This is a genomic window from Limosilactobacillus fastidiosus, assembly GCF_014145505.1.
GTDB lineage: Bacteria > Bacillota > Bacilli > Lactobacillales > Lactobacillaceae > Limosilactobacillus > Limosilactobacillus fastidiosus.
Genome location: NZ_JACIUZ010000041.1, coordinates 182,997 through 198,536, shown reverse-complemented (window position 1 = coordinate 198,536; position 15,540 = coordinate 182,997). Strand labels below are relative to the sequence as shown.

The following is a 15,540-nucleotide window of genomic DNA, read 5'->3' as shown; positions in this document are numbered from 1 at the left end:
ATTAATGCCTTTAGGCCTAGTTGAGCATGCGAACGGAGTGAGTATGCGAAACAAAAAACCACCTGCTTTGCGGGTGGGGGATAAGATTATATAAATAAAGACCTCTTTTGCCTTAAGATGTAGGTGTTCAAGCCAAAATCAAATAAGGGAAAAGAGGTTTAATTAATATGGCTAATAAACTAAATAGTTTAGCCCATACGAAGTGGTTATGTAAGTATCACATCGTATTCATTCCAAAGTATAGACGGAAAATAATTTACAATCAATATCGGAAAGATTTACGAGATTATATTAGATTACTATGTCAGTATAAAGGAGTAAAGATTATTGAAGGACATTTGATGCCTGATCATGTTCACTTATTAGTAAGTATTCCACCGAAGTTAAGCGTTTCGCAATTTATGGGATATTTGAAAGGAAAAAGTGCATTGATGATGTTTGATCATCATGCCAATTTAAAGTATAAATTTGGCAATCGACATTTTTGGGCAGAAGGTTATTATGTCAGCACAGTAGGATTAAATGAGTCCACCATCAAGAAATATATTCGTGATCAAGAGAAACATGATATGGTAGTCGATAAATTAACAACGATAGAATACTCGGACCCTTTTAAGGGTAAGGTGAAGTAATACTAACACTGCTTAAAGCAGTAGCGAAGTAGTCAGAGCATTTTGGCTTGGACGAAGGAAAAGCCAGCGCCTTGAGACGCTGGCTTCTCTTATCGGCTTTTAGCCGAAGAACAAACCACCCGTTTCACGGGTGGTTATGATTTTTAAGCTTAAACCAGAGCTTATGGAATCCATAGGCTGAGGTGAAAGAACATGTTACGGTAAGCAGGTAAATAACAATCAATAACAGAAGCGGATTGAAGGCCAACCAGAGGTCCTTACCTAATTGCCAAATCCAGTAAAGCCAAAAGACATGTGAAAGATAAGCACGGTGAGCATAGTCTGCAATGTGGTGACAACGGCCTAGCCAACAACTGTGACTGTGAATATGGTGGAGGTGGAATGCAGCAACGGCCAGAATCGCTGTAAGGTTATAGAAAAGCATTGATGGAAGATAGTAGGGAGCGTTAGCGAACTTTACGGGGAGACCAAATGCAAAAAAATTACGAGTAACGAATCCATAAAGTAGTCCCCAACAAATTAAAATTAACCACCAAAATTTGGAAAGGAGAGGAAATAGTTGCTCGTGAAAGCACCAAAGAAGAGTACCGAAAATTGCAAAAATGAAGAAACTAGGAAAGACTCGGTCAAGAAGATACCAGTCATGATCGTGGGGACCATGAAATACTTGAAATTCATACATCAAGTGCCAGCAGATTTGAAAAATAAGTGCTAGGGCGAGTGTAAACCAACCGCGCTTGATATTATTGTTAATCCATCTAGCGATCCACCAAAATAGTGGGGTAATAATGATGAATTGGAGCATCATGACGTTATACCAAAGGTGCTGGGCAGCATTGCCGTTAATGAATTGCCAGCAAAAAGTTCCTAAATTATTATAAGGACGTCCCTGTTGTAATTGGGGAGTGAGGAGTAGGTAGGTGAAGGTCCACCAAATTGACGGAACAAAAAGTATATGCCAGCGATTCCGCATATATAAAGGATAGTTCATCATTGTTGCTCCGGGATTTGTCCGAATGGTGGAGTACATGATTCCGAAGATGAACATTGGCGCAGCATATTTAACTAATTCATATATTCCACCAAATAAGAATTCTTGTGAACTTTTCGTGGCTTCACGCATTACAACCGTCAATACGGATTGTAACATTACTGCTAATACTGCAAATGTTTTCGCGTAATCTCCAACGTCAGCCGGGTACAGATGCTTCATGCTCGTTCTCCTCTGTAAACTAAATTTAATATAAGTTTTCTGATGAATAGTATACAATAGTTGCTGTTACGTGTAATGGCGGAAGACTGAAGTCATACTAATTTAAGATGTTATAGTTCAAACTTAAAATTGGATCGGATCAATTTTAGAAAAGGTTGACTTTTTGTTTAAATCCGTTATTATTATTATTGTAAATTTGAATGATTTACGTATTGTTTAACGGCAAGAACGTATTTATTTATTCAGAAGGAGTGTTTATTAGAATGGCAGTAGATTACGATTCCAAGAAGTACTTGGAAAGTGTTGATGCTTACTGGCGTGCAGCCAACTATCTTTCAGTTGGTACTTTGTTCTTAATGGGCGACCCATTATTACGCCAACCTTTAAAGGCTGAAGACGTTAAGCCTAAGCCAATTGGTCACTGGGGTACTATTGTTCCTCAAAACTTTATTTACGCACACTTGAACCGTGTAATTAAGAAGTACGACCTTGACATGTTCTACATCGAAGGTTCAGGTCACGGTGGCCAAGTTATGGTTAATAACTCATACTTGGATGGTTCATACACTGAAATTTATCCTGAATACACACAAGATACTAAGGGAATGGCTAAGTTATTCAAGCACTTCTCATTCCCAGGCGGTACTGCATCACACGCCGCACCTGAAACACCAGGTTCAATCCACGAAGGTGGGGAACTTGGTTACTCACTTTCACACGGTGTTGGTGCGATCTTGGATAACCCAGACGTTATCGCCGCTGTTGAAATTGGTGATGGTGAAGCTGAAACTGGTCCATTAATGGCATCATGGTTCTCAGACAAGTTCATCAACCCAATTAAGGATGGTGCGGTATTACCAATCATCCAAGTTAACGGATTTAAGATTTCTAACCCAACTATCCTTTCACGGATGAGCGATGAAGAACTTACTAAGTACTTCGAAGGTATGGGGTGGAAGCCTTACTTTGTATCAGCTTACAAAGAAGCTGATCGTGATGGTGAATTCGATGGCTACAAGCCACACATGGAAGTTCACGAACAAATGGCTAAGACTCTTGATACTGTTATTGAAGAAATCAAGGCTATCCAAAAGAACGCTCGTGAAAATAATGACGAATCATTACCACAATGGCCAATGATTATCTTCCGTGCTCCTAAGGGTTGGACTGGTCCTACTAAGGATCTTGATGGTAACCCAATCGAAAACTCATTCCGTGCTCACCAAATTCCTATTCCGGTATCACAAGATGACATGGAACACAAGGACATGCTTGTTGAATGGATGAAGTCATACAAGCCAGAAGAATTGTTTGACGAAAGCGGTCACCCAGTTGCTCTTGTTGAAGAGAACACACCAGAAGGTAATCGTCGGATGGCTATGAACCCTATTACCAACGGTGGTATTGATCCTAAGCCACTTGTATTGCCAAACTACCGTGACTTTGCTGTTGACGTTCAGACTCCAGGTTCAGTAGTAAAGCAAGACATGCTTGAATGGGGTAAGTACCTCAGCAAGATGGCTGAATTGAACCCAACTAACTTCCGTGGATTCGGTCCTGATGAATCTAAGTCAAACCGTCTTTACGCATTCCTTGACAACGACAAACGTCAATGGATGGAAGGTATTCATGAACCAAACGATGAAAACCTTGCTCCAGAAGGTCGGATGATTGATTCACAACTTTCTGAACATCAAGCTGAAGGTTTCCTTGAAGGTTACACTTTGACTGGTCGTCACGGATTCTTTGCAACTTACGAAGCATTTGGTCGTGTTGTTGACTCAATGCTTACCCAACATATGAAGTGGTTACGTAAGGCTAAGGATCTTTACTGGCGTCACCAATACCCAGCTTTGAACTTTGTTGATACTTCAACTGTATTCCAACAAGATCACAACGGATACACTCACCAAGATCCAGGTCTGTTAACACACCTATTTGAAAAGGAACGTCCAGACCTTGTTAAGGAATACTTACCTGCAGATACTAACTCATTAATGGCTGTATCTAATAAGGCATTCCGCAACCAAGAATGTATCAATCTCTTTGTAACTTCAAAGCACCCACGTGCACAATGGTTCTCCATTGATGAAGCTACTGAATTAGTTGATAATGGTCTTGGCTACATCAACTGGGCTTCTACTGACCAAGGTAGTGAACCAGATGTTGTCTTTGCTTCAGCAGGTACTGAACCAACTGAAGAAGCTCTTGCCGCAATTGATATTCTTCATGACAACTTCCCTGAATTGAAGATTCGTTACATCAACATCATTGAAATCATGAAGTTGATGAAGCAAGACAAGAACCCAGAAGGTTTGTCTGACGCAGAATTTAACCAATACTTCACTACTGACAAGCCAGTTATCTTTGCATGGCATGGTTTCCGTGACATGATCCAAGCATTGTTCTTCGATCGTGCTAACCGGAATGTTCATATTCACTCATACGAAGAAAATGGTGACATCACCACTCCGTTTGACATGCGTGTATTGAACGAACTTGATCGTTTCCACCTTGCTAAGGATGCTATCCAAAACGTACCTGGTTACGAACAAAAGGCTGCTGCTTTTGTTGCCAAGATGGACAACATGATTAACAAGCACAACCACTACATTCGTTCAGAAGGTAAGGATTTACCAGAAGTTACTAACTGGACTTGGAAGGGTCTTAAGTAATCACTGTTGATTACTAATTAAACACTTAATAAAAAATGGCTAGAGAGACGTTATGTTTCCTAGTCATTTTTTTAATAAGAATTTGTAAAGCGCTTATAAAATTGCAATTTAAATGCGAAACTAATGCTTGTTGTAAAAGATTGAGGGTGATAATCATTAGTGAGAAAATATCAAGTCCCCCAATTTATCTTTTATTTCAATTTACTTTATAGTTATTTTATCGTTACATTTAATACTCCATCGTTAAATGAGCACGTAATGTTACCAAAATGGATCGGAAAGAAGAACTCACATGACGCTCCGTGGGTAGCGAATATCTTTACAGCTGTGATTTCACTTCTTTTGGTAACTAATAGACGATTATATTAGGTGTTGTTGTGGCAGTTTTAGCAGGCATTTCATCCTTCTTCATTGAATGCGAAGAAAAGCACGAAGCATATTATCAAACTAAACTGTAAGCGATTAAGCAAAGGTAACTAAAAGAAAAATGGCTCAGGGATTAACTCTAATGGTTTACTTTAATGAATCAAACGTTTATAAAGATGGAGAATTGATTCGGTACTTTCTTGGTAAGAGTTGTGTATAATATTAATGATAGCTGAAGTGAGGTGTTAGTTAGTATGCAACGACAGTATCTGAGTATTGATATTGGTGGAACAACGATAAAGAGTGCACGAATTGATCATTCGGGGAATATAATGACCAAGGGGAAACTAATGACACCGCGTTCTAAAGATGCTTTTATACAAGCTCTTCAAATGATTATTCGTGAGAATCCAATGATTACAGCTATTTGTGTAAGCGTTCCGGGAATAGTAGACCCACAAACTGGTAATGTTCAGTTTACGGGAGTCTTAAGTTACATGGGTGAATTTCACTTATCTGAATACCTTGAAAAAACTACTAAGTTACCAGTTTATGTTGGAAATGATGCCAACTGTGCAACATTAGCTGAGTTATGGTTAGGAAACTTAGTTGGGGTAGACTACGGGGCTGTTATCACACTAGGGACTTCAGTTGGTGGTGGAATTGTAATTAATGGGAAGCTTTTGCATGGTCCTCATAGCCGGGCGGGAGAATTAAGTGCCATGGTGACTAACCGTGATAATCCTGACGTTGAGCAACGAACAGTCGGCGCCACCACGTCAGCAGTTAAGATGGTTGAAATGATAACTCGAGCCTATAACCTTTCTGATCTTACTGATGGTCGACAAGCTTTTCAAAAAATTTCCGCTCATGATCCGCTTGCGTGGAAAATTTTTGAGGAATATTGTCGTCGTGTAGCCTATTTAATTATTAACCTTCAAGCAGTCTTAGACCTTGAAGTGGTGCTAATTGGTGGAGGAATTAGTGTTCAACCAATTTTAATTAAAGAAATTAAAACTCAATTTGTTAAAGTGCAAAAAAGTGATCGTCGACTAATGGCTGATATTACAATGCCAATTATTAAAGCGGCTAATTTTGGCAATGAGGCTAATCTTCTCGGGGCCCTTTACGGTTTACTTTTAAAAATTGAAAACTAAATTATAGAGAACCCCCTAAGTCGACTTTTACCGATTTAGGGGGGTTGCTTCAAAAGGGGTTACTATTTTAAATTGCTTCCGATTAATTTTTGTGGATCCTTTTCACTTTGCTTAACGAGAATCGAGTCAAGAATATCCTGAAGAGAAGTTGTTGCTAATTTCGCCTTTGCTGCTGTTTCTGCTTGTTGATAGAATTCACGTAAAGTTGATTGAATATTACCCCCAACAACGCATTCAGGATTTGTTTTAGGATCAATGGTAAAAATATGTTGTTCCTCTTCGACAGCAAGAAAAATGTCATAAAGAGAAATATCTTTTGGTTCATGCATTAATTTTGGATCGGCAGAACCATGAACTGTTTTAATTAAACCAGCACTCCTTAACTTTCCCATCAGCCGACGAACGACGACTGGAGACGTTTCAATACTTCTTGCAATGTTTTCACTACTTAATGGTAGTTTGCCCTTATAGGTTTCAATAAAAGCGAGAATATGGATGCTGTCGCTAAAACGGGTTGATATACGCACACTAACCATTCCTTTCTAAATACTAATTGTAACAATTTTAGTTACATTTATCTAGTAAGTAATTACCTTGCTTTCTTGACAAAGAAAACAAGGTAATATATATTTTAAATTGTTTTATGGTATAATGATGAAACTTTTTAAGTTACTAATATACGAGGGTGAAAATATGACAATCCGTTTAAGAAAAGTAGTACTTAGTTTTGCATTAGCTTTAGTTGCTTTGGTAATTGCTGCTGGTTTGCCAGTTAGTGTGAGGGCTAATAGTAAGCCACTTATTGTAGGTTCTAAGAGCTTTTCGGAGAGTAAAACAGTTAGTGAAATTTATGCCTTAGCCTTAGAACACGCTGGATATAAAGTAGTTCGCAAACCAAACATTTCTAATTCAGTTGTTTACCGAGCGGTCAAAACTGGGCAGATTGATGTTTATCCAGAATATACAGGAACAATCGTTGAAGCTTACCTGAAAAAAAGTGCTAGTGGAAAAAATGCTTCGCAAATGGCATCCTTGGCCCAAAAGGGTGTGAAAAAGGATGGCCTTATAACGTTTACCTATGCTCCCGGCGATAACCGACAGGGAATTGGGATACGTTCAAGCGTTGCTGAGAAGTACCATATTAAGACGCTAAGTGATTTGCAAAAGAATGCCGCAAAGATTCGCTTTGTTTCTCAGGGTGAATTTGACAAACGAGCAGATGCATTACCTGGGATGAATAGGAAGTATGGTAAGTATAATTTTAAATCCCATAAGGATTACGATGATAGTCTTAAGTACAAAATTATGTCCCAGAATAAGGGAGATGCGGCACCAGTTTCAACTACTGACGGTCAACTGGCTACTAGTAAATTTACCCTCTTAAAAGATGATAAGGGGTTATGGGCCCCATATAATTTGGTTCCATTAGTTAATGAGAAGGCAGCGAAGAGTCACCCGAAGATGGAAAGGGCCTTAAATCAGGTTGATGCAAAGTTAACGACTAAGCAGTTAACAGCTCTTAATAAAAAGGTTGATGTCGATGGCCAAAATTATAAGATAGTTGCTAAGAATTGGTATAGTGATCATATTTTAAATCATTAGTATTTTAAAAGGAAGACGAGGAAATAACGCATTGTTAACTCAGATACTTCATTATTTTCAAACTGATAGTAGTCAGTATTGGCTATATGTTTGGCAACATATTTACCTTAGCTTAATTACGTTGGTAATTGCGATGATTATTGCATTGCCCTTAGGCTATTTAGGTTCACGAATAAGGGGAGTCGCAGTTTTTTGCACTGCTTTTGCTCAGATATTACGGATTATCCCCAGCTTGGCATTGCTATTCTTACTTATCCCGTTTATTGGAACAGGGATGCTTCCCGCCTTGATAGCTCTTGTGATTTTAGCATTGCCCCCTCTTTTAATTAATACAATCCTTGGCTTTAACGAGGTGAGCCCATTATATGAAGAAGTCGGGACAGCACTAGGAATGAATCAACGTCAGTTAAGACGAGAGGTTGAGATCCCACTTGCCCTTCCTTATATTTTAAACGGAATTAAGCTAGCACTTGTTGAGATTATTGCGAGTGCTACTTTAGCCACATATATTGGAGCCGGTGGTTTAGGGACGTTAATTTTTACTGGGTTAGGATTATATGACATGACCTATGTTGTTATTGGTGGTGTTAGTGTAGCGATCCTTTCATTGCTTTCAATGATTGGATTCGATTTTTTGATTAGGAGGATCCAACGGCATGACAGAGCCAGTTATTCAATTTAAAAACGTTCAGAAGCGATTTGGAAAGAATACAATAATTCCTGATCTAAGTTTTACAATCAATCGTGGCGAATTTGTTACCATTCTTGGTTCATCCGGTTCGGGAAAAACGACAACCTTGAAAATGGTTAATGGCCTTTGGAAAGCTAATGCTGGTGAAATTTTAATTAGTGGTCACAAAATAAGTAGTCTTGATCTAGTAAAACTGCGTCGACACATTGGCTACGTTGTTCAACAGATCGGCCTTTTTCCGCACATGACCATTGCGGAAAATATTGCAGTTGTATCTAAGATGTTACATTGGGATCAGGAAAAAATTGAACAGCGAGTTACAGAGCTACTTAATTTAGTCCAACTTGATCCGCAGAAGTATGCTAAGCGTTATCCAAATCAACTTTCGGGAGGGCAGCAGCAACGAATTGGTGTGGCACGGGCATTAGCTGTTAATCCGTCGTTCGTTCTTTTTGATGAACCATTCGGGGCGCTAGATGCATTGACACGAATTGAATTACAAAAAGAGATTAAACGAATTCATGAGTCATTAGCCGATAAAACTTTTATGTTTGTAACTCATGATATCAATGAAGCGCTTTTTTTAGGTCAACGGGTAATGGTAATGCATGAAGGACGGCTCGAACAGTTCGCTACACCAGAAGAAATTGTCACCCGACCAGCGACGCCTTTTGTAAGAAAACTATTAGGAACAGTTCAGCAGAATCAAAATCTTTGGGGGCGTTCCCATGATTGAATACTGGCAAATTAACTGGCCAATTATGGTAGTCGATTTACAACAACATGCAACTATGGCTTTAGCTTCTTTAGGAAGTGCTTTGGCGATTGCAGGGGTAATCATTATCCTATTGATACATCGGGAAAAATGGCTGAATGGGTTAGTCTACTTTTTTTCCTTGCTTTACTCTGTTCCTAGTTTTGCCTTTTTCGCCCTTTTATTACCTGTTTCCGGTTTGGGAATGCGAACAGCAATCATTGTTCTAACATTGTACTGTGAGTACGTACTCTTAAGAACGTTTATTACGGGAATTCAGGAAGTTGCTCCAGCTCTGGTTGATGTTGCGAAGGGAATGGGAATGACAACACGACAGGTCTTCTTTAAGGTCCAACTTCCCCTTGCTATGCCGGCAATCTTTAGTGGCTTGCAGATCGCTCTTGCATCGACAATGGGCATTGCAACAATTGCTGCCACGATTAATGCAGGGGGGCTTGGCCAATTATTATTTGAGGGACTCCAATCGCAGCAAGTTGCTCCAATTCTATGGGGGACTATTTTAACTATCATTTTAACTCTAGTGTGCGCCGGATTTTTGAAATTAATTGAATGGTTATTAATTCATCGCTGGCAATCAGTCATTAATCGAAGAAAGGAGGAACGAGCTTGAAAGCAGTTGTAGTTAAGAAAGCTGGTGGACCAGAACGCCTAGTTTACCAAGATGTTCCAACACCTAAGGTAAAACCAGGATGGTCCCTAGTAAGGGTGAAAGGTTTTGGAATTAATCATTCAGAGATTTTTACCCGAAAGGGACTATCCCCAACGGTTAAATTTCCCCGTATCTTAGGGATTGAGTGTGTAGGAGAAGTTTTCAAAACAACCGATCCAGATAAATTGCCGGTTGGTCAAAAGGTGATTTCGATTATGGGTGAAATGGGACGAGCATTTGATGGATCATATGCTGAATATGTTCTTCTTCCTAATTCACAAATTTATCCAGTAACGACTAATTTACCTTGGAAAGTACTAGCCACAGTTCCAGAAACTTATTACACGGCGTATGGTTCATTGCTTAATCTTAAATTAACAAAGGACGATTTAGTGTTAGTACGTGGAGCAAGCAGTGGCGTTGGTGTTGCCTTCTTAAAGCTAGCTAAGACTTGCTATCCGGAAATCGAAGTTGATGGCACTACAAGGAATAAGGATAAAATTGCTAAAATGAAAGAGTTCGGCTTTGACGAAATTATCATTGACTAAGATGGAAAATTACAAACCGACAAGTGTTATTCCAAGGTCCTTGAGTTAATTGGTCCAGCAACAATTAAAGAAACTTTTAGCCACCTTGAAGAAGGGGGATTGTTTGCAGTACGGGACAATTAGGAAACCAATGGTACCTTGAGGAGTTTGATCCTATTTTTGACTTAGCGCCGAATAGCTATTTGACTAGTTTTTATTCAGGAAACGTTAGTGGTAAGAAGTTAAACCAATTATTACAAGTAATTGAAGAACATGGTATTAATGTGGAACCAACGAAGGTTTACCGACTTGATCAAGTTCCACAAGCACACCAATATTTAGAGAGTCACCATAGTTTAGGAAAAGTGATTGTTTTGAATGATTAGGTAAAGTAAGAAGACAAGTCATTTACGTCTCCATCGAGGTATAACTAGCCTTTGGGAAACACAAATAGGGGCTTCAGTGTTGAATGCTGAAGTCCCTATTTTTTGTACTACACTGTATGTATGGGGTACTTTTATTTTTTTAGTCTAGCACATGAGCCTTTGATGGGACTTGCTCCCAATTTACCGGATATCCAGCACCGTGAGAACAGAAAACAGAATCAGGAGTATTGGCTAGATCAGCAGTTGGGTTATAATGGGCATTTGCAATAATTTCTTTCGCATTGTGGCATTCCTGATAGCCCATCACAGTTAACTCGAGTTGTCCTTGACCATGAGTATAGGCACGAACTATTTGCGCGTATTTTCGCATTTCGGTTACTGGTGCGGTTCCAGTAATAACCGTTGTAGAAGAGTTGGAGTTATCACTATTGAGCTTAAAAGTTCCGGCCATTTGTTGAATATCATTGATTGCGCGACCAACATGTTTAGGATCGATAGTTAATCGAAAGTGATACCAGGGTTCTAATAATTTACACTGACCAGTTTGTTTAAGCATCATTAACCCCTGGCGAACGGCGCGATAGGTTGCTTCGCGGAAGTCACCGCCAACAGAGTGAACAATACTTCCTCGACCGTTGATTAGGGTAATCTTCGTATCGGTAAGTGGGGCCCCTATTAGTACTCCACGGTGTTCCTTATTATGTAAGCTGGTCATTATCTGCTCTTGCCAGTTATGGCTAAGAATGTCCACACTACAATCAGAGGCAAACTTGATCCCACCCCCTGACTTTCCTGGCTCAAGAAGAAGGTGAACTTCAGCATAGTGGCGAAGTGGTTCAAAGTGGCCAATTCCGATGACTTTTGAGGTGATTGTTTCCTTGTAAAGGATGTTGCCTTGGTTAAATTCAATGTTAATTCCGTATCGTTGGCGAAGGAGTTGTTGGATAATTTCAAGCTGAACCTCACCGATGATTTGAAGGTGGATCTCCTGAAGGGGATCTGACCATTGGACATTTAGGTGTGGTTCTTCATCTTCTAATTCCCGTAATGCCGATAAACATTTATGGGGATCAACACCATTTAGTTTAACTGCGTAACTAAGGACTGGTTGAATTTCATTTAATGGTTGATCCCTGGCCTTTCCCAATCCTTGACCCGGAAAAGTCGAAGTTAATCCAGTAATTGCGCCAACGTCACCAGCTGGAATTGTTTGCTGGACGGTAAACTTGGCCCCATTATAAACGCGCAATTGATTGGCCTTTTCGCCAGGTAAAATTTCAGCTTTAGCTTTTAATGTCCCTCCAAGGACCCGGATCCAAGTAAGTCGTTCTCCTTTGTTATCATGGGAAATTTTAAATACTCGTGCTTGGAAGTTAGGAGAGAAAGGGGCTTCAATGGTCCATTTAGATAAGCCGGCAATGAAGTCATCAATACCAGTTAGTTTCAAGGCTGTTCCAGAATAGATGGGGAAGATCTTGCGCTCAGCAATAAGTTGACGGATAGTTTTATCTTTGAGATTACCGGAATCGAGGTAGCTATTTAGGACATTGTCATCCGCCATCGCAATATTTTCAAGCGTATCGGTAGTCAACGGTTCAGTAAATGGAAGGCAAGCTGAAGAAAATTCTGATTGGAGTGCTTGGATTACCTTAAGTGGGTTAGCCCCCACCACATCTGTTTTATTAATAAAAATAAAAGTGGGTACTTGGTATTTTTTAAGAAGTCGCCAGAGAGTCCTGGTAGATCCCTGAATTCCATCAGTTGCTGAAATGACAAGAATGGCATAGTCAAGAACAGGAAGAACCTGCTCAGTCTGTCCGGCAAAGTCGACGTGCCCAGGAGTGTCGAGTAAGGTTAGGGCCAAATCATTATAAGTGACACTGGCTTGGTGGGAGGAAATAGTAATTCCCCGTTGCTTTTCCAGGGTATCTGGATCAAGAAAGGAGTCGCCATTGTCAACACGACCGAACTGGCGTTGTGTCCCTCCACGGTAAAGAAGTGCCTCTGATAGGGTTGTTTTTCCGGCATCAACGTGGGCAATAATACCCGCAACGATTCTTTTCACCGTTCTTCCTCCTGCTGGTTATTCTCAGTCCGCACAACAAGAACATCACATGGTGCATTCCGATTAACATAATTAGTAACCGAACCGAGAATAAATCGTTCAACACTTGATAGTCCTGTCGTTCCAATAACAATCAAGTCGTTATGGTGATCTTTAGGGAAGTCTTGAGCAATAACTCGTTTAGGATTGCCAAAACGAATGTGGATACTGACATCGGAGAGCCCCATTTTCCAGGCACGCATTTTAAGATCTTCTAACCGCTCTTCGGTTGTTTTAACTAGGTTGTACGTTTGATCGTTACTAACTGCTGTACTGGTAATATAGCCGTCAGTAATTTGCCCTACCTGTTCGATCGTCAAGAGATCAAGGTGGGCATCATTATGGAGTGCGGATTTAACAGCCGTGGTGAGGACAGGGATCGTGGCAGTTGATCCATCAATTGCGGCAACGATGTTTTTATATTGCATGTTCTGCATTAGACTTACTTCCTTTCGAATACTTTACCTTAATTATAAGGGTTTAGGAGGGGTAGTAGTTAATAAAATTAGGATTTCTAGTAAAACCAGCACCAATATTTGAAAACGGTTGCAAAGAGGGCTAGACTTTACGTATAGATTAAAGAACATTTGATGGAAGCTAGTCTAATTTTAGTTAGAATCTTCGCAAAGGAGCTGCAGTTAATATGCGATATGTTTCAATGACTTCCCGTAATATTGGGATGAATCTGGCAACTGAACAGTATTTGATGAACGATAAGGATTTTGGTCGGGAACCATTAGTACTTTTCTACTATGAAGAACCATGTATTATTGTTGGTCGTAATCAAAATACACTTGAAGAAATCAATCAAGACTACGTTAGAGAACATAATATTAGGGTAACACGGCGGCTTTCCGGTGGTGGTGCTGTCTACCAGGACTTAGGTAACCTTTGTTTTAGCTTCGTTGTTCCTAGTGATAGTGAAGAATTCGGCGATTTTAAGTCCTTTACTAAACCAATCGTTGATGTTTTACATAAAATGGGTGCAACTACCGCTGAAGTTAGTGGGCGCAACGATATATTAGTTGATGGTAAAAAATTTTCTGGAAATGCAATGTATTCTCGGAATGGTAAGACATTCTCTCACGGGACATTAATGTTAAATGTTGATTTAAATGTTGTTGCGGATGCTTTGCATGTCGCCAAGGATAAGATTGCATCGAAAGGGATTAAGTCTGTTCGCTCGCGGGTCACTAATCTCCGGCCGTTCCTTGATAAAAAGTACCAAAATATCGATGTCCCAACCTTCAGGGATGCCCTCATTAAGGGACTATTCCATGTTGACAGCCTAGATGAAATTAAGGAGAAGCAATACGAGATTACTCCTGAAGATCAAAAGAAAATTAATGAGATTTACGAACAATACTACAACAACTGGGATTGGGTTTACGGTAAATCTCCTGAATTTACTCTTAAACGGCGGAAGCACTTTGACATGGGAACGATCGATGCCCGCTTGGATGTTAAAGATGGGGTAATCAAAAATATTAAGTTTTATGGTGATTTCTTCGGTCCAGAAGATGTAAGTGCCTTAGCGGATAAGCTTCAAGGTGTTAAGTATGACCATGATGTAATTGCTAAAGTACTCAATGAAAACGGTACTCAGCAATACATTACCGGAATTCCAACTGATCAGATTACCGATTTGTTGGCTTAATTGTGCTTTACCGAGATATTTAGTAAAATGTGGTTGATTGATCATTTCCGGATGGATTAGCCACATTTTTGATCCGGTGAGGAGAGAAGGAATAATGAAATTAACAGTTGCAGATTATTTAGACCAGCTTAGCGGTGAAAAGACGATTGTAACAGAAACTGAAACAACCGCATCAAAGGTTCAACAAAAATCAGTATTAAAAAAAGCGATTGAAGCAGTAATCGATGCCCTAGACACGGGTCATTTAGGTAAGTATCAGATTACGATTAGGGTTAAAAAAGGTGATCCTGTTATTTTCCACCTTGATACTAACTTGATTAACATTCCAATGGCAGAGGCTGAACGATTAGACGGAAAGTTGTTGGATAAGGAAATTAGTTACCCTGTAAACCTTTATATGGTAATGGAGAGTGAAGATGTTAATAAGTCGGGATTGAGGATTGACGAGTTAGCAAATGAAACGGACTTGTCAGGTGATCCTGAGATTCTTATTAAGCGTCTTCAAGAATGGCTTGCTGAACATCTTGCAGATATCATGGAGGCACGGGCATAAAACTTGCGAAAAAAGTTGATTCGTGTTAGATTATTATCTGCGATGAGTCGAGAGGTCTGGTAGCAACCCTAATGGCTACCATAAGACATTTCGAATGTGGGACATGTAACTCACCGGATTGTGAGGTGTCCGGAGATAGTCGAAGTGGACATCGACTATTTTCCTGAGATAGTATCAATACACGTAAAGAAGCTAGAAATTAACTTTTTTGAGAACCTGATTTGCTAGTCTAGAACAATGATAATGGTGAAAGCATCAGAGTCATTCGTAGCCAAATAGGCTTGCTTCACTGCGCTAGCATCTAAGGCTCTGGTTAATTTCTGCGATTAGACTATGCAGGTTTTGAGACCAGTAGTCATAGTTTAAGGATTAGAAAAAGCTGGAGATTTTCTCCAGCTTTTTTTATTAGTTCGTTTAATTTTACTAGTTTAATGAAATCGGTTACAATAGAAGCAGTAAATATCGAGGTGATCAATATGAGAGATTGGTACTTCTTCGGTTACTTTATTTTATTTATTTTTTTGGTTTTTGGTTACTGTACACTTTTTCACTA

The 15,540-nt window shown here is 39.6% G+C and carries 13 protein-coding genes and 2 pseudogenes; 11 read left to right on the top strand and 4 right to left on the bottom strand.

Going from position 1 to position 15,540, the window contains the following annotated elements; all coding sequences use genetic code 11:
* Positions 1 to 167: 167 nt before the first annotated feature.
* Positions 168 to 632: an IS200/IS605 family transposase gene (gene tnpA / locus H5R64_RS07005; RefSeq protein ID WP_182580307.1), complete on the top strand. Its 465-nt coding sequence runs from the start codon at positions 168 to 170 to the stop codon at positions 630 to 632.
* Between the two features lie 124 nt (positions 633 to 756).
* On the opposite strand, the gene H5R64_RS07000 is transcribed toward tnpA, so the two are convergent.
* Positions 757 to 1,845 (bottom strand): acyltransferase family protein, encoded by a 1,089-nt coding sequence (locus H5R64_RS07000; protein ID WP_182583108.1) that lies wholly within the window; start codon positions 1,843 to 1,845, stop codon positions 757 to 759.
* Between the two features lie 263 nt (positions 1,846 to 2,108).
* Here H5R64_RS07000 and H5R64_RS06995 point away from each other — a divergent pair, with 263 nt between their 5' ends.
* From H5R64_RS06995 to H5R64_RS06990, 3 genes and pseudogenes are all read left to right on the top strand, one after another.
* On the top strand, positions 2,109 to 4,520 hold the full coding sequence (locus H5R64_RS06995; RefSeq protein WP_182580713.1) for a phosphoketolase family protein: 2,412 nt from the start codon (positions 2,109 to 2,111) through the stop codon (positions 4,518 to 4,520).
* Positions 4,521 to 4,736: 216 nt separating this feature from the next.
* A pseudogene (locus H5R64_RS08720) lies at positions 4,737 to 4,886 on the top strand (APC family permease); the annotation flags it as partial.
* A 254-nt stretch (positions 4,887 to 5,140) separates the two neighbouring features.
* Complete coding sequence (locus tag H5R64_RS06990) at positions 5,141 to 6,043, top strand: ROK family protein (RefSeq protein ID WP_182580714.1); 903 nt, start codon at positions 5,141 to 5,143, stop codon at positions 6,041 to 6,043.
* Between the two features lie 62 nt (positions 6,044 to 6,105).
* Here the strand turns inward: H5R64_RS06990 and H5R64_RS06985 are convergent, their stop codons facing one another.
* The gene (locus tag H5R64_RS06985) at positions 6,106 to 6,570 is read right to left on the bottom strand and encodes an Rrf2 family transcriptional regulator (protein ID WP_182580715.1); all 465 of its coding nucleotides are present in this window, start codon (positions 6,568 to 6,570) and stop codon (positions 6,106 to 6,108) included.
* A 166-nt stretch (positions 6,571 to 6,736) separates the two neighbouring features.
* On the opposite strand from H5R64_RS06985, the gene H5R64_RS06980 reads away from it, so the two are divergent.
* The 5 genes and pseudogenes from H5R64_RS06980 (at position 6,737) to H5R64_RS06960 (ending at position 10,673) form a co-directional block, all read left to right on the top strand.
* Positions 6,737 to 7,645, top strand: a complete 909-nt coding sequence (locus H5R64_RS06980; RefSeq protein ID WP_182583106.1) for a glycine betaine ABC transporter substrate-binding protein — start codon at positions 6,737 to 6,739, stop codon at positions 7,643 to 7,645.
* Between the two features lie 31 nt (positions 7,646 to 7,676).
* Positions 7,677 to 8,327, top strand: coding sequence for an ABC transporter permease (locus H5R64_RS06975; protein ID WP_182580717.1), 651 nt, complete (start codon positions 7,677 to 7,679; stop codon positions 8,325 to 8,327).
* Positions 8,302 to 9,072, top strand: coding sequence for an ABC transporter ATP-binding protein (locus tag H5R64_RS06970; protein ID WP_182580718.1), 771 nt, complete (start codon positions 8,302 to 8,304; stop codon positions 9,070 to 9,072). Before H5R64_RS06975 ends, H5R64_RS06970 begins: the two co-directional genes overlap by 26 nt.
* Positions 9,065 to 9,721, top strand: a complete 657-nt coding sequence (locus H5R64_RS06965) for an ABC transporter permease (protein WP_182580719.1) — start codon at positions 9,065 to 9,067, stop codon at positions 9,719 to 9,721. Before H5R64_RS06970 ends, H5R64_RS06965 begins: the two co-directional genes overlap by 8 nt.
* Positions 9,718 to 10,673, top strand: a pseudogene (locus H5R64_RS06960) (zinc-binding dehydrogenase). Before H5R64_RS06965 ends, H5R64_RS06960 begins: the two are co-directional and overlap by 4 nt.
* Positions 10,674 to 10,812: 139 nt before the next feature.
* On the opposite strand, the gene H5R64_RS06955 reads toward H5R64_RS06960, so the two are convergent.
* On the bottom strand, positions 10,813 to 12,738 hold the full coding sequence (locus tag H5R64_RS06955; protein ID WP_182580720.1) for an elongation factor G: 1,926 nt from the start codon (positions 12,736 to 12,738) through the stop codon (positions 10,813 to 10,815).
* Positions 12,735 to 13,214 (bottom strand): universal stress protein, encoded by a 480-nt coding sequence (locus tag H5R64_RS06950; protein ID WP_182580721.1) that lies wholly within the window; start codon positions 13,212 to 13,214, stop codon positions 12,735 to 12,737. The genes H5R64_RS06955 and H5R64_RS06950 overlap by 4 nt, the downstream gene beginning before the upstream one ends.
* Positions 13,215 to 13,420: 206 nt before the next feature.
* On the opposite strand from H5R64_RS06950, the gene H5R64_RS06945 reads away from it, so the two are divergent.
* Together H5R64_RS06945 and H5R64_RS06940 are read left to right on the top strand one after the other, a co-directional pair.
* A complete protein-coding gene (locus H5R64_RS06945; protein ID WP_182583105.1) occupies positions 13,421 to 14,434 on the top strand; it encodes a lipoate--protein ligase in 1,014 nt (337 codons plus the stop codon).
* A gap of 94 nt (positions 14,435 to 14,528) precedes the next feature.
* Positions 14,529 to 14,987: a hypothetical protein gene (locus H5R64_RS06940; RefSeq protein WP_182580723.1), complete on the top strand. Its 459-nt coding sequence runs from the start codon at positions 14,529 to 14,531 to the stop codon at positions 14,985 to 14,987.
* The last annotated feature ends 553 nt before the right edge of the window (positions 14,988 to 15,540 follow it).

What these genes read in the sequence shown, in the direction of transcription:
- tnpA (WP_182580307.1), top strand. Translation starts at nt 168, where the DNA reads ATGGCTAATAAACTAAATAGTTTAGCCCATACGAAGTGGTTATGTAAG.
- H5R64_RS07000 (WP_182583108.1), bottom strand. Translation starts at nt 1,845, where the DNA reads ATGAAGCATCTGTACCCGGCTGACGTTGGAGATTACGCGAAAACATTT.
- H5R64_RS06995 (WP_182580713.1), top strand. Translation starts at nt 2,109, where the DNA reads ATGGCAGTAGATTACGATTCCAAGAAGTACTTGGAAAGTGTTGATGCT.
- H5R64_RS06990 (WP_182580714.1), top strand. Translation starts at nt 5,141, where the DNA reads ATGCAACGACAGTATCTGAGTATTGATATTGGTGGAACAACGATAAAG.
- H5R64_RS06980 (WP_182583106.1), top strand. Translation starts at nt 6,737, where the DNA reads ATGACAATCCGTTTAAGAAAAGTAGTACTTAGTTTTGCATTAGCTTTA.
- H5R64_RS06970 (WP_182580718.1), top strand. Translation starts at nt 8,302, where the DNA reads ATGACAGAGCCAGTTATTCAATTTAAAAACGTTCAGAAGCGATTTGGA.
- H5R64_RS06965 (WP_182580719.1), top strand. Translation starts at nt 9,065, where the DNA reads ATGATTGAATACTGGCAAATTAACTGGCCAATTATGGTAGTCGATTTA.
- H5R64_RS06950 (WP_182580721.1), bottom strand. Translation starts at nt 13,214, where the DNA reads ATGCAGAACATGCAATATAAAAACATCGTTGCCGCAATTGATGGATCA.
- H5R64_RS06945 (WP_182583105.1), top strand. Translation starts at nt 13,421, where the DNA reads ATGCGATATGTTTCAATGACTTCCCGTAATATTGGGATGAATCTGGCA.
- H5R64_RS06940 (WP_182580723.1), top strand. Translation starts at nt 14,529, where the DNA reads ATGAAATTAACAGTTGCAGATTATTTAGACCAGCTTAGCGGTGAAAAG.